Below are 14282 nucleotides of genomic sequence, written 5' to 3' on the forward strand. Positions count from 1 at the left end.
CAACAAATGAAAACCCTTAGGGGTCACGGAGTTACACCATGTCGAGCCGCAGTCTGCTTGCCATTGCCCTGAAGTTCTTGCTGGTCTTCAGCCTTCCTTCTTACGCCGCCAGCGTCGAACCCACAGACGCCGCCGACAATTTGCTGAAACTGCATCAACTGCGCCTAGCTGCACAGAAAAGCCTCGGCGACTTTTATATGTACAACGGCATGGAAGGCGATCAGCGCTATGCGCGCATGATTGATACCTCGCTGCAAAATGGCCAAGCCCTGCTCGGCAGCCTGACGCAAATGCCCGGCGAAGGCTCCAAAGCCCTGCTGGCACAGCTGGACCAGCACTGGAACAGCTATCAAAGTGAACTCAAGGTATTGGCCGACACCCTGAAGACCCAGGGCTATACCGACCTGCAGCCGGTCGCCGACCTGGCCAGCCATAACCAGCAATTGATGGGGCTGAGCACCGAGCTGTACAACAAGATCCAGCAAGAAAGCGGCCGCAATGTCAGCGCCCTAACCCAACTCAGTCGCGAACAAAGCCTGCTGATGCAAAGCATCGCCGTCGATTACGCCTCGCGCAGCGCCTCGGTAGGCGGCTCGTTTATCAGCAGTGGGGGCGAGAACAGTAAAAGCATCGACGAACTGGCCAATGAGTTTGTTCACGTCATGGACAAACTCGAGCAAGCGCCGCAAAACACTGCAGAAACGCGGCAGTCCTTGGGCGCAGTCAAGACCAAATGGCGCTACATCGAGAAATCGCTGAAGAACTACAACGAGAAGAGCGTACCGTTCCTGGTCAACAAGTATTCCGACCGCATTATTGAAGGCCTGGAAGTCCTCGCCGGCCAATACGCGGCCAACAACATCTAAGTTTCGGCCTGCCTGGCCAAGACCTCGGCTCGCGGCTTACCGCGGGCCGTTTTTTTTGCGCTTACGCCAGCGCCAGCAACACCGCGGCAATGCGTTCCAAGGCCTGCGGTTCGGGCTTCTCACCCCAGCATAGAGCAATCATTTGCGGGCTCGCTTCCACCTTGAAGGTATCCGCCGGCAGGGTTTGTAGCTGGGTCAGTAACCTTGCATCCTCGCAGGGTTCGCGCCAACGATTGAGCCACTGCCCCGGCTCCAGCTGCCAGTAACACCAACTGTCCTGATGCCCCGCACGGCGGCTGCGGTGATATTGCGCACACGGGCTTGGCGGCTCACTGAGCAACCAATGGGGCCACTCTTCCCGACTGAGCTGCATGGCCAGACCTATGCGCCGCGCCTCCAGGCGCAGCTCCATCTGCCGACTTTGCCGCCGCGAGGGCCGTAACCACGCCAGCGGGCTGAGGGCGGCGCCCACCAGCAGTGCCACTATCCAGAACGTCATTGTCTTATCTCAAGCCTAAAAGCCGGCAAAGTAGCCATACTGACAAGCATTCACCGACCCACAAGGAGTCCGTCATGCCCTATACCCATATCCTGGTCGCCGTCGACCTGACCGAAGAGTGCCGCGAGGTGATCCAGCGCGCCCAGGCCCTGGCCAGCAGCAATAACGCCAAGCTGTCCTTGATCAACGTGGTGGAGCCCATGGCCATGGCCTTTGGCGGTGATGTGCCGATGGACCTGTCGATGCTGCAACAGCAGCAGTTCGACCAAGCCCGTGAACGCCTGGACAACTTTGCCAAAGGCTACCCGGAGCTGACTCCAGAGCAGCGTCACCTGGCTTACGGCCAACCGCGCCAGGAAATCCATCGCCTGGCCGAAGAACAGCACTGCGATCTGATTGTGGTCGGTAGCCATGGTCGTCACGGCCTGGCCCTGCTGCTGGGCTCTACCGCCAATGACGTGTTGCACGGCGCGCCTTGCGACGTACTCGCCGTACGCCTGAAACACCCCGCCTAAAGCCGAATGCGCCTGCACCCAAGCAGGCGCACGGCGGGATCAGCCCAAGGCATCTCCGGAGCTCATCACCAGCGGCCGAATCTTCTGCAGCTGGGTTTGCAGCGAGTAGGTCATGCTCGATGACATGGAGAAGAAGGTCAGGAACGCCTTGAGATTGGAGTCACCCTCGCAGGTGTCATGAATCCGCTGCCAGAAGGCCTGATTGACCAGCTGCAACTGCTGGAACTGCGTCACCAGGCCTTTCAGCTCCCAATCGGCCGGACGGCCTTCACGGAAGTTGAAGTACTGCTGGGTCAGGTACAGCGACACCGCGCGCAAAGCGAACTCGTGGCTGCTGGCAAACGGTAGATGGTTATGCGCCATCGGTTTCAATCGCCCCAGCATCGGGCACGCACTGGTGGCCATGATCACCCCCAGCAGCGAGCGCAAACCTTCTTCCAGGCTTACCTGTTTGCTGTACTCGCGCTCTGGCGTTTGCACCCACACCACGACTTTCTTGAACGCCGGCAAACCGTGGAAATCTTCGATCACCCGGTGCAAATCCACTGCCGCTGGACAATGACTGAAGTCATCCTTGCTCAATGGACAGTTGCTGCACTGCTGGTACTCCAGCCGAGTCCACTTCGGCGCCAGGCTGGCCGCCTGCGCGTCGTACTCGCGATCCAGCTCGATCCGATAACTGAACTCGTGGGCATCATCGAGGGTGATGCGGTAATCAATAGCCATGCAGCTCTCCAGCAGACGATCAGGCGTCCAATTCGGCCCAGCGTTCCAACAAGGTATCCAGCTCCAGCTGCAGTGCATCCAGGCGAGCCAGCGCAGCAGCCGTATGCTCTGCGGTGTTTTGATAAAAAGTCGGGGCGGCAATTTCTTCGTGCAACGCGGCCAACTGGGTTTCCAGGCTGTCGATCTGCGCCGGAATCGCCTCAAGCTCGCGCTGCAGTTTGTAGCTCAGTTTCTTTTTGGCCGCCGGCGCTTCAGCCACCACGACTTCCACCACCGGCGCGGCAACCACAGCGGACTCCAGCGCGGCTTTGCCCGACTTGCTCTCGGTCACACCCAGCAGGCGCGGCGAACCGCCCTGACGCAGCCAGTCCTGATAGCCACCGACGTATTCACGCACCTTGCCTTCGCCCTCGAAGACCAGGGTACTGGTGACTACGTTGTCGAGAAATGCCCGGTCATGGCTGACCATCAGCACGGTACCGTTGAAGGTCAGCAAGACCTCCTCCAGCAGTTCAAGGGTTTCCACATCCAGGTCGTTGGTTGGCTCATCCAGCACCAGCAGGTTGGCCGGCTTGCTGAACAGCTTAGCCAGCAACAAGCGCGCACGCTCGCCACCGGACAACGCCTTGACCGGCGTGCGCGCACGTTGCGGGCTGAACAGGAAATCGCCCAGATAGCTCAACACGTGGCGGCTCTGGCCGTCGATATCGATAAAGTCGCGGCCTTCGGCAACGTTATCGATCACGGTTTTTTCCAGGTCCAACTGATGGCGCAGCTGATCGAAGTAGGCCACATCGATGCGAGTGCCCTCTGCCACGGTGCCGCTGGTTGGCTGCAGACCATTGAGCATCAGCTTGAGCAAGGTGGTCTTGCCAGTACCGTTGGCGCCCAGCAGGCCAATCCGGTCGCCACGCTGCAGGACCATTGAGAAGTCCTTGATCAGGAACGGACCCTCCGGGTGATGGAAGCTGACGTTCTCCAGCACCATGACCTGCTTGCCCGACTTATCGGCGGTATCAAGTTGAATATTGGCCTTGCCGGTACGTTCGCGACGCTCGCTACGCTCCACGCGCAGGGCCTTTAGAGCACGCACACGGCCTTCGTTACGGGTGCGACGCGCCTTAATCCCCTGGCGGATCCAGACTTCTTCCTGGGCCAGTTTTTTGTCGAACAGCGCGTTGGCGGTTTCTTCGGCCGCCAGAGCCGCTTCCTTGTGCACCAGGAAGCTGGCGTAGTCGCCGTTCCAGTCAATCAGGCCGCCACGATCCAACTCAAGAATGCGCGTGGCCAGGTTCTGCAGGAAGGCACGGTCGTGGGTAATAAACAGCACAGCCCCCTGGAAATCCTTGAGGGCTTCTTCCAGCCAGGCGATGGCGCCGATGTCCAGGTGGTTAGTCGGCTCATCCAGCAGCAGCAGGTCCGGCTCGGACACCAGCGCCTGTGCCAGCAGCACGCGTCGACGCCAGCCGCCAGACAGTTCGGCGAGGGTCTTGTCCGCTGGCAGCTGCAAGCGACTCAGGGTGCTGTCGACCAATTGTTGCAGACGCCAGCCGTCACGGGCTTCAAGGTCTTGCTGGACGTGCATGAGCTTGTCCAGGTCAGCATCGGTAACGCAGTTCTGCGCCAGATGATGATATTCGGCCAGCAAGGCACCGACACCGTCCAGGCCTTCGGCGACCACGTCGAACACCGTCCGCCCGTCGGCCACCGGCAATTCTTGCGGCAACTCACCAATCTTGAGACCCGGCGCACGCCATACAGAGCCGTCATCGGGCTTCTGGTCGCCTTTTACCAGCTTCATCATGCTGGACTTGCCAGTCCCGTTGCGGCCGATGATGCAGACCCGCTCGCCCCTGGCAATTTGCCAGGAAACCTTATCCAGCAACGGCATGGCGCCAAAGGCCAGGGACACATCGGTGAATTTGAGCAGGGTCATGGGCATCTCCAAAAACAGGGCGCGCATTCTAACTGACTTGCCGGCTGCCCTGCTGACGTATCTTCGCGCCGACGGCCGCACCGTTGGGCCAGTTGTCATGCTGACGCTTTCGCCGCTCGACCGCAAAAGGCTAAGCTAGACCGGTTTGCTGACGGCCAGTCCGTCAGCCTTGGCTTTTTTGCTTCGGAAGTCTCATGCGCGGTCGCCTTTTCAGTCTGTTTGCTTGCCTGCTTACTCTCTCCCTCAGCCTCAATAGTGCCTACGGAGCCAACCTGGCCCAGCAGCGGCAATATTACGATGAGGCCAAGCGCGCCCTGGCCAAGGGGGACGACGGCCCTTATCAACGCTATGCGACCGCCCTGCAGGACTATCCATTGCAGCCATACCTGGCCTATGACGAGCTGACCGCCCGCCTAAAAAGCGCCAGTAACAGCGAAATAGAGAAGTTCCTCGCCGAACATGGCGACCTGCCCCAGGCCAGTTGGATGAAGTTGCGCTGGCTGCGTTGGTTGGCCGAACGTGGCGAGTGGCAAACCTTCCTCAACTACTACGACCCAAAACTCAATTTCACCGAGCTCGATTGCCTGTACGGCCAGTACTTGCTTAACCACGGCCCGGCAGCCGAGGCTAATGCGGCCGCGGAAAAGCTCTGGCTGGTGGGCAAATCCCAACCGCAAGCCTGCGACGTGCTGTTCGAACGCTGGGCCGCCAGCGGTCAACTAAGCGAAAGCCTGCGCTGGCAACGCGCCAAGCTGGCCGCCGAGGCGCGCAACTACGGCCTGGTCAGCCACCTGGTGAAGAATCTGCCAAGCCGCGCCCAACAGGGCGCACTGCTGGTTGAGGTGGCGCAGAATCCAGCACTGCTCAGCCAGACCGCGCGCTTCAGCCAGACGGATCCGGCCATGTCCGATGTGGTGGGGCTAGGCCTGCGCCGCCTGGCGCGCCAAGATCCGGAAAAAGCCCTTAAATTGCTCGAGCTGTATGCGCCGCGCCAGGCGTTCTCCAAAGAGGAGAAAGTGGCGATTGCCCGCGAAATCGGCCTGACCTTTGCCAAGCGTTTCGACAGCCGCGCCCTGCCGGTCATGAGCCAGTACGACCCGGAGCTGCGCGACAACAATGTCTCCGAATGGCGCGCCCGCCTGCTGCTGCGCCTCGGCCGCTGGGACGATGCCTACCAGTTGACCCGCCAGTTGCCCGCAAGCCTGGCCGACAGCAATCGCTGGCGCTACTGGCAGGCCCGCAGCCTGCAACTGGCGCAGCCACAGAGTCAGCAGCCGCTAACCCTCTATCAGCCGGTGGCCCGTGAGCGCGACTTCTACGGCTTTCTCTCTGCTGACCGCATCCAAGTGCCCTACCAGCTGAAGAACCAACCCCTGGCGTTGGACGCTCGCACCATCCAGAAAGTCCGTAACACCGCCGGCATCCGCCGCGCTCTGGAGTTTCATGCCCGCGGCCAGATCGTCGATGGACGCCGCGAGTGGTATCACGTCAGCCGCCTGTTCAGCCGCGATGAAATGGTCGCCCAGGCGCGCATGGCCTACGACATGCAGTGGTACTTCCCAGCCATCCGCACCATCAGCCAGGCGCAGTACTGGGACGATCTGGATGTGCGCTTCCCGATGGCCTACAAGGACAGCCTGACCCGCGCAGCCAAAAGCCGCAGCCTGCACTCCAGCTGGGTGTTCGCCATCACCCGCCAGGAAAGCGCCTTTATGAACGACGCCCGATCAGGCGTCGGCGCCAGCGGCTTGATGCAGCTGATGCCGGCCACCGCCAAGGAAACCGCCAAACGCTTTGGCATCCCCCTCAGCTCGCCGCAACAGGTGCTTAACCCGGAAACCAATATCCAGTTGGGCGCCGCCTACCTGAGCCAAATTCACGGCCAGTTCAATGGCAATCGGGTCCTGGCCACAGCCGCCTATAACGCCGGCCCCGGCCGCGTGCGCCAATGGCTGAAAGGCGCCAACCACCTGCCGTTCGACGTCTGGGTGGAAACCATCCCGTTCGACGAAACCCGCCAGTACGTGCAGAACGTGCTGTCCTATTCGGTGATCTACGGCCAGAAGCTCAACGCGCCACAACCCATGGTGGACTGGCACGAGCGCTTTTTCGACGACCAATAAGGCGTCACTGCCAGGCATAAAAAGGGCGACTTCGAGTCGCCCTTTTTATGCCTGCCTGCGCTTACTCCAGCACTTCCACCGCCATGCCCAGCTGCAATTCGCCGGGGCCGCTGTGCAGCAGGTTCTGCCCGAAATAGACCTCGCCTTCACGCTCGCGGTAGGTCTTTAGGGTCGCCAGCGGCTCGCGGTCGCTGCTGCGCTCGCCCGTCTGCGGGTCCAGGGTGGTCATGATGCAGCGCGAACAGCCCTTGACCAGGCGAAACTCCAGGACGCCGATACGAATGCGCCGCCACTGGTCTTCTGCGTAGGGTTCACTGCCGCTGATCACCAGGTTGGGGCGAAAGCGCAGCATCTCCAAGGGCCGACCTACCCGCGCCGACAAGTCATCCAGCGAGGCTTGCCCAATCAGCAGCAATGGGAAACCATCGGCAAAACCTACCTTCTCGCCCACCTCGGCGTAGCCGGTATCGACCTGCCGCGCACGCTCTGCCGGCACCTGCACCAGCCGACACGGCCGCTGCAGCCACTCACTCAACCACAGGGCGGCAGCATCACCGGCATCCGGCACCTGCAAGCTGTCGCTCCACACCGTCACACCGCGCAGCTCAGCCGCAGCATCAGGCACGGCCACTACCAGCTCCGGTCGACCTGCAACGCTCAAGCGCAACGCCTGGGCGCCTTGCCACTCAGCCCTGAGCTGGGTCAACTGCGGTAACAGGCGCTGAGTCAGGAACCGCCCACTGACCGCATCGACTATCATCCAGCGACGATCACCGACCAGCCCCAAGGCGTCCAGGGTCGCTTGCGACAGGCATTCACCAGCCGCCGACTTGAGTGGATAACGGTACAACCCGGAGAGACGCAACATGTTCAATCGCCCTGCCCTGAAGAAAACACCCGCCCACGTTACCCGAAGCATCGCGCTGTTTACATGCGCCGCCGTGCTCAGCGCGTGCAGCGGCACGGCACCTGGCAACCTTGGCGTACAGGATGGTCATCTGACTGACTGCCCGCCCAGCCCTAACTGCGTTAGCAGCCAGGCCAGCGACAGCGAGCACCGGATTGCTCCACTGCCCCTGCAGGGCGACCCAACCGCCACCCGCACTCGCCTGCTCAGCCTGCTGGCACAGACTCCGCGCGTGACAGTGGTCGCGCAGGAGGCGCATTACCTGCGAGCCGAGTTCACCAGCCAGTTGATGCGCTTCGTCGATGACGTGGAGTTTCTGATCGGCCAGGAGGCCGTGGAAGTGCGCTCGGCCTCACGCCTCGGCCACTCGGACCTGGGCGTCAACCGCGAGCGTATTGAAGGCTTGCGCCAGCAGCTCAGCCAGCCCTGAGCGTTTGCCAGGGCGATGTGCTGAGCTGGATCAGGACTCTTGCGGCTCGTCCAGCGCCAGGCGCTGGCGCACCATATCGACCAATTTGTCGGGCTGGAACTTGGAGAGGAAGTTGTCGCAACCGACCTTCTTCACCATGGCTTCGTTGAAACTGCCGGACAATGAGGTGTGCAGTACAACGTACAGGTCTTTCAGGCGTGGATCGCTACGGATTTCTGTGGTCAGGCGATAGCCGTCCATTTCTGGCATTTCCGCATCGGTGATGACCATCAGCAGCTTTTCCTGCATGTTCACCCCAGAGTCGGCCCACAACTGCAACAACTTGAGAGCCTTGAGCCCATCACTGGCGACGTGGGTGCGAATCTGCAACTGCGCCATGGTTTCCTTCAGCTGGGTCAAGGCAACGTTGGAGTCGTCCACCAGCAGCACTTCGCGGCCCCTGGCCTTTTCCAGCAGCGGATCACCGAGCTTTTCAGCAGAGACCTTGCTGCTCATCGGCGAGATTTCCGCCAGAACCTTTTCCACGTCGATCACTTCGACGATCTGGTCATCAACCTTGGTAATCGCCGTCAGGTAATGCTGACGCCCGGCCCCACCGGGCGGCGGCAGGATCGATTCCCAGTTGAGGTTGAGAATGCGGTCCACGCCGCCGACCAAAAACGCCTGCACCGAACGGTTGTACTCGGTAACGATAATGGTGCTGTTCTCGCCCGGCACGATCGGACGCATACCGATGGCCTGAGACAGATCGATCACGGGCAGAGTTTGCCCGCGCAAATTGACCACGCCGCAAACATACGGGTGCCGCTGCGGGATCAGGGTCAGCTTGGGCAACTGCAGCACTTCCTGCACTTTGAACACGTTGATGGCAAACAGCTGGCGCCCAGCCAGGCGGAACATCAGAATTTCCAGGCGATTTTCGCCCACCAGCTGGGTGCGTTGATTTACTGAGTCGAGAATGCCGGCCATAGCGCGCTCCTGTGAGATTTACCGAGTCTAGCAGCCCGTCGAACTTAGGTCTGTGCTACTGCGGAAAAGTCAGACCTGGTCATTTTTTGCACTCTTACTGCGTTAGACAGGGCGACGACTCGCCTTAAAAGAGCGCAAACGGCTGACCCTGTTCAGTCTTCCCTTCGCGATAAACGCCTGAGCCAAACAGGCTGCCAGCCTGGCTTGCTGGCAAATGTATCGACCAAATAGCCGAGAGCTGAACCCCCAACGTGCAGTTCCACTATTTAGGAAGGGTAACCCGTGATCTCGCGAATGCTCTGGTACAGCGGCTTGAGCTGCTTGTACATGCGCTGGTAAACCTCCTGATACAGGCGCTCGTAGGTCTGCTGAGCCGCCGCCTGCGGCATAAACACCTCGCCCACACGGGTCATGGCGGCAATCGCCGTGGTGAAGTCCGGATGCAGACCCAGGCCCACAGCGCAATCGATGGCCGCGCCCAGACCGGAGGTTTCATAGGTGTGCGGTCGCTCGGCCGGCAAGCCGAAGATATCCGCCGTCAGCTGCATGGCCGCATCGCTTTGCGAGCCGCCACCTGACACGCGCAGGCGCACAATTTTGGTCCCCGAGCGCTTCTCGATCTTCTCCTTGCCCTGGCGCAGGGCATAGGCCAGACCTTCGAGAATCGCCCGGTATAAATGGGCGCGAGTGTGCACATCGCCAAAACCAATGATCGAACCCTTGGCTTCCAGCCCTGGCTCGCGAATTCCCGGCGACCAGTACGGCTGCAGCATCAGTCCCATGGAGCCGGCCGGCACGCTGTTGACCAGCTCATCAAACAGTGTCTCAGGCGCCACGCCCAGCTCTTTGGCACGCTGCATTTCGCGCAGGCCGAACTGCTGCTTGAACCAACTGACCATCCAGAAACCACGAAAGATCATCACCTCAGTATTGAAGTGATCGGGAATCGCCGAGGGGTACGGCGGGATCAGCGGAATGGTTTCCAGGTATTGGCTGCGCGTGGTGTTGATGGTGGCCGTGGTGCCATAAGACAGGCAGGCGGTACTCGGGTCGACACCACCGGCGCCGATCACCTCGCAGGCCTTGTCGGCACCTGCAGCAATCAGCGGTAAACCCTCGGGTATGCCGGTATGGCGACTGGCCTCGGCGCTGATTTGGCCGAGCCGCTCGCCAGGCTTGCGCAGCTCGGGCAATTGCTCGCGGCGGATCGGCATCGCCTGCCACTTCCAGTCCCGCGGTGCCGCCCACTTCAACCGCTTGTAGTCGAATGGCAGATAAGCCACGCAGCAGGCCACCGAGTCGACAAACTGACCGGTCAGGCGATGGGTGAGAAAGCCCGAAAGCAGCAGCATCTTGTCGGTTTTGGCCCAGATCTCCGGCTGTTCCTGGGCGATCCAGTTGACCTCGGCCTGGGCGCGAAAGTAATCCACCGTCGCCTCTTCGCCGATCAGCTTGAACAGCCAACCCCAGGGCCCCTTGATCTTGCCGCGCACGGCGGCACGACGCTGATCCAGCCAGAGCATGGCCGGGCGCAGCGGCTGGCCATGGGCGTCGACATTGATCAGGGTGCCGCGCTGAGTAGTCAGCGACACGCCCTTGATCAGGCGCTTATCGATTGTCACCTGTTCCCAGAGCAAGCGGCAGGCCTCGCCGAGGCTGGCCCAGTAATACTCAGGGTCCTGCTCGGCCCAGCCGGGCTGCTTGGAGTAGTAGGCTTCCAGCTCGACCTTGCCCTTACCGAGCAGATTGCCTTCGAGGTCGAACAGCAGCGCGCGCACGCTCTGGGTGCCATTATCGATGGCCAACACATAGCTTTTATCGCTCACGCGGGCGTCCTCATAGCAGTGTCCACCGGCAGGCTGTAACAACGCTGCCAGAGGTCCAGGTAGTTTTGCTGCTCACGGAGCCAACGCAGGTCATCCCACCCCAGGCGGGCCTGACACAGCTCACGGATACGCGGCAGTTCAGCCGCAGCGCCGTGCGCCAACAGCAGGCCCAGGCGGGTGCGGCGCAGCAGCAGGTCATCCAGATGCAGCACCAGTTCGTGCTCGGCGGCAAACGCCAGCTCGGCCCACAGGGTTTCTGTCGCGCCCACTGTTTCCTGACCCAGCTGAGTGAGCAGCTCGGCCACCTGCGGCAAGGCGCGACCGTAACGCCCAGCCAGACGCCGTTGCTGAGCAGTACTCAGGCCGGGCAACGGCAGCGCCGGCATGGCGGCAAACACGGCGCTGCCGGCATCTTCCACAGGCCGACCGACGACCCCGGCACAGGCCTGCAACACCTCCAGCGCCAGCAGGCGGAAGGTGGTCAGCTTGCCCCCGGCCAGGGTCACGCAACCGGGTTCAACCCACAGCGCATGTTCGCGTTTTTCATCCGACGGTTTCTTGCCCGCCGTGGCCGGCTGACCGTCAGCCACCACCGGGCGCACCCCGGCCCAACTGGACAACACATCGGCACGACCAATCTGCGCCGCCGGAAACTGCTGGGCACAGGCGGCCAACAGGTAGTCGACCTCGGCCGCAGTGATGCGCGCATCCTGATTCAGCGACTCGGCATGATCGAGGTCGGTGGTACCAATCACCGTCGCGCCTTCCCAAGGAAAGACGAATACCGGGCGCTTATCTTCACCGTGCATAAAGCTCAGGGCATGGGCCAAGGGCAGCCGCCAGGCGGGCAGCAGCAGATGGCTGCCACGCAACGGACGGATATATTCAAGGCCGCTCTTGCGTCGCAACTGGTCGGCCCAGGCGCCGGTGGCCTGGGCCACGGCCCGGCTGCGCAGGTTGAATGACTGACCGCTTTCGCCGTCCTCAACCCGCACGCCGATGACCCGCTCGCCCTCGCGCAACAACTCGACCACCCGCAGGCCATTGAGCGCCTCACCACCGTCGGCGCGCGCCTCGCCGAGCACACGCAGCACCAGCCGCGCATCATCGGTGACCGCATCGTAAAACTGCGTAGCGCCTTGCAGGCCCGGTTCACGCAGCCCCGGCGTCAGGTAACGCAGTTGCTGCAACGGGTAGTACAGATGGTTGCGTTTGCCGGCCAGGGCGTCGTACAGAGCCAGCAAACCACCAAACACCCTGGGGCCTGGAAACGCGCCCTGATAATGGGGAAACAAGAAACTCAGCGGATCGACCAAGCCCGGCGCCTCACTAAGCAAACGCTGGCGCTCACGCACCGAATCGCGGGTCAGGCCGAGCTGGCCCTTGGCGATGTAACGCAGGCCGCCATGCACCATCTTCGATGAACGACTGGACGTGCCCCAGGCAAAATCGCGCTGTTCGATCAGCAGACACTTCCAGCCGCGCCGCGCCGCTTCACGAAGGATGCCGGCACCACTGATGCCGCCGCCGACCACAATCAGGTCCCAGTCGCGCGCCGCCAACTCGGGCAGCACGCGCTCACGCCAGGCGGCGTTCCAGCCAGGCAAATCGACAGTACTCATGGTCAATCCTGCAGCAACACGCCAGGGTTCAAACGGCCGTCAGGGTCAAAATGCCCAGCCATGGCCTTGAGTGCCGCCATGCCCAGTTCGCCCTTCTCCACCGCCAGGTACGGTGCATGGTCGCGGCCAACACCGTGCTGGTGGCTGATGGTGCCGCGGTTGTTGGCAATGGCGCTGCATGCCGCATGCTTGAGCTTCTGCCAGCGCTCGAACGTGCCGGCGTAGGTGCTCGCTGGGCGGAACACATAGCTGGTGTAGATGCTCGACCCCTCGCCATACACATGGGACAGATGGGTAAACACATGCACCCGCTCACCCTCGGCGCTCAGGCCGTCACGCAGACTGGCTTCGACCTTGTTCAGCAAATTGTCGACATTCGACCAGTCGGTGGCGGTTTCCAGGGTATCCACGGCATAACCGGCTTCCCACAGGCCATGGCGCAAGTACGGGAAACGGAAGCGCCCTTCGGCCCACTTGCTGCCCAGCAAGGTGCCGGTAAACACCCCGGCAAAGCCCTTGAGCAGTTTCTTCGCCTGTTTCAGCGAAGCAGCGTTTTGCGCACGATTGCCGGTGACGCCAAACGTCATCATGCATTTGCCGACGCCCGCGCCACGTAGGGCTACATATTTCTCCAGCAGGCTGATCTGTCCCGGATGGCCGGCCAGGGCCAGCTGAGTCTGGGTCTCGATGGCATTCGACAGGCGCAACATCGACAGCGGCACGCGCGCTTGAGTCAGCTCGCGAATGGCCAGCAGGGCCAACTGCCAGGAAGGGAAAAACACCGCATAAAAACGTTCCTGCTCAGCCAGGCGGGTCACACGCACCTTGACCTCGGAGACGATGCCAAAGCGCCCTTCCGAGCCCATTACCAGCTCGCGCAGGTCAGGCCCCGCCGCTGACGCCGGAAAGGTCGGAATCTCCAGGGTGCCGGCAAAGGTTTCCAACTTGCCGCCAGCAAACACCTGCTCGATGCGCCCGTAGCGCAAGGATTGCTGACCGCTGGAGCGGGTTACCACCCAACCGCCAAGTGTCGACAGCTCCCAGGACTGCGGGAAGTGCCCCAGGGTGTATCCACGGGCACGCAGTTGGCTTTCCACCTGCGGACCATTGGCACCGGGACCGAAGGTGGCGATCTGGCTCTGCTCGTCCAGGTCGAGCAAGCGGCTCATGCGCTCCAGCGACAGGCACAGCACCGGCTTGTCACCGGCTTGCGGGTTGATATGCCCGGCCACCGAGGTGCCACCACCGTAAGGAATCAATAGCACGTTGTGCTCGACGGCCCAGTTCATCAACTCGCGGATCTGCGCCGCGGTCTCCGGGTAGGCCACGCCATCGGGGAACACGCCGAAATCGCCGGAGCGCATCGCCAACCAGTCCGGCAGGCTCTGGCCACGGGCATGGCGCACGCGATCTTCGGCGTCAGTGATCACCAGCGGATGGGCCGGCAGGCGCGAGGCCGGCACCTTGGCCAGCACCTCGGCCAGGGTCGCGTCGGCGAGCTTTTGTCCGCTGCCAATCAGCTCAGCGAGAAACGCCTCGCCATGGGCTGGCAGATCCACCACTGTCGCCTCGTCACCCCAACCATTCCAACGCCGCATGCCACTCTCCTCGCTAACATCAATGCCTGTTTCGAACCTGCTTGCTCAGACTGTGTAAAAACTACTGCGCTCGGTTATGCGGCGTTAAAAACAGGCTAAAAATGCTCATTTACAGCACGTAAACTGCGCTTTTTCGCCTGTTTTTGCCTTGCCTAACCTTCGCTCGCTACGTTTTTACACAGCCTGTGCAGGCTGCCTATACTAGCCGCCTGCTGCGCGCCGTCACTGTCGAAACGAGCCAGCCGCAGTTGCCAATCAAGCCACC

General features: G+C 61.7%; 12 protein-coding genes. 4 read left to right on the forward strand and 8 right to left on the reverse strand.

Going from position 1 to position 14282, the window contains the following annotated elements; genetic code table 11:
- Positions 1 to 38 precede the first annotated feature (38 nt).
- Positions 39 to 866, forward strand: coding sequence for a hypothetical protein (locus tag AC56DI_RS00680; RefSeq protein ID WP_496344480.1), 828 nt, complete (start codon positions 39 to 41; stop codon positions 864 to 866).
- Between the two features lie 61 nt (positions 867 to 927).
- On the opposite strand, the gene AC56DI_RS00685 is transcribed toward AC56DI_RS00680, so the two are convergent.
- The gene (locus AC56DI_RS00685) at positions 928 to 1365 is read right to left on the reverse strand and encodes a hypothetical protein (RefSeq protein WP_496344481.1); all 438 of its coding nucleotides are present in this window, start codon (positions 1363 to 1365) and stop codon (positions 928 to 930) included.
- A 74-nt stretch (positions 1366 to 1439) separates the two neighbouring features.
- Between AC56DI_RS00685 and AC56DI_RS00690 the strand changes: the two genes are divergently transcribed.
- Positions 1440 to 1880, forward strand: a complete 441-nt coding sequence (locus AC56DI_RS00690; RefSeq protein ID WP_496344482.1) for a universal stress protein — start codon at positions 1440 to 1442, stop codon at positions 1878 to 1880.
- A 39-nt stretch (positions 1881 to 1919) separates the two neighbouring features.
- Here the strand turns inward: AC56DI_RS00690 and AC56DI_RS00695 are convergent, their stop codons facing one another.
- The gene (locus AC56DI_RS00695; RefSeq protein WP_496344483.1) at positions 1920 to 2606 is read right to left on the reverse strand and encodes a DUF6901 family protein; all 687 of its coding nucleotides are present in this window, start codon (positions 2604 to 2606) and stop codon (positions 1920 to 1922) included.
- Positions 2607 to 2625: 19 nt separating this feature from the next.
- Positions 2626 to 4542, reverse strand: coding sequence for an ATP-binding cassette domain-containing protein (locus AC56DI_RS00700; protein WP_496344484.1), 1917 nt, complete (start codon positions 4540 to 4542; stop codon positions 2626 to 2628).
- Between the two features lie 194 nt (positions 4543 to 4736).
- Here AC56DI_RS00700 and AC56DI_RS00705 point away from each other — a divergent pair, with 194 nt between their 5' ends.
- The gene (locus AC56DI_RS00705) at positions 4737 to 6665 is read left to right on the forward strand and encodes a transglycosylase SLT domain-containing protein (RefSeq protein WP_496344485.1); all 1929 of its coding nucleotides are present in this window, start codon (positions 4737 to 4739) and stop codon (positions 6663 to 6665) included.
- 61 nt (positions 6666 to 6726) lie between these two features.
- Here AC56DI_RS00705 and AC56DI_RS00710 read toward each other — a convergent pair whose 3' ends face one another.
- The gene (locus AC56DI_RS00710) at positions 6727 to 7533 is read right to left on the reverse strand and encodes an MOSC domain-containing protein (protein ID WP_496344486.1); all 807 of its coding nucleotides are present in this window, start codon (positions 7531 to 7533) and stop codon (positions 6727 to 6729) included.
- Here AC56DI_RS00710 and AC56DI_RS00715 point away from each other — a divergent pair.
- On the forward strand, positions 7532 to 8002 hold the full coding sequence (locus tag AC56DI_RS00715) for a DUF1499 domain-containing protein (protein ID WP_496344487.1): 471 nt from the start codon (positions 7532 to 7534) through the stop codon (positions 8000 to 8002). The two genes, AC56DI_RS00710 and AC56DI_RS00715, sit on opposite strands and share 2 nt — an antisense overlap.
- A gap of 30 nt (positions 8003 to 8032) precedes the next feature.
- On the opposite strand, the gene AC56DI_RS00720 is transcribed toward AC56DI_RS00715, so the two are convergent.
- The 4 genes from AC56DI_RS00720 to AC56DI_RS00735 all read right to left on the reverse strand — a co-directional run bounded on the left by AC56DI_RS00720 (position 8033) and on the right by AC56DI_RS00735 (position 14017).
- On the reverse strand, positions 8033 to 8971 hold the full coding sequence (locus tag AC56DI_RS00720; protein WP_496344488.1) for a chemotaxis protein: 939 nt from the start codon (positions 8969 to 8971) through the stop codon (positions 8033 to 8035).
- A gap of 266 nt (positions 8972 to 9237) precedes the next feature.
- Entirely contained in the window at positions 9238 to 10797 is a 1560-nt protein-coding gene (locus AC56DI_RS00725; protein ID WP_496344489.1) for an FGGY-family carbohydrate kinase, read from the reverse strand.
- Complete coding sequence (locus AC56DI_RS00730) at positions 10794 to 12419, reverse strand: glycerol-3-phosphate dehydrogenase/oxidase (protein WP_496344490.1); 1626 nt, start codon at positions 12417 to 12419, stop codon at positions 10794 to 10796. Before AC56DI_RS00730 ends, AC56DI_RS00725 begins: the two co-directional genes overlap by 4 nt.
- A 2-nt stretch (positions 12420 to 12421) precedes the next feature.
- Positions 12422 to 14017 (reverse strand): FAD-binding oxidoreductase, encoded by a 1596-nt coding sequence (locus AC56DI_RS00735; RefSeq protein WP_496344491.1) that lies wholly within the window; start codon positions 14015 to 14017, stop codon positions 12422 to 12424.
- Positions 14018 to 14282 lie beyond the last annotated feature (265 nt).

This window comes from Pseudomonas sp. BGA-UO-ETr-WB11 (assembly GCF_059567785.1).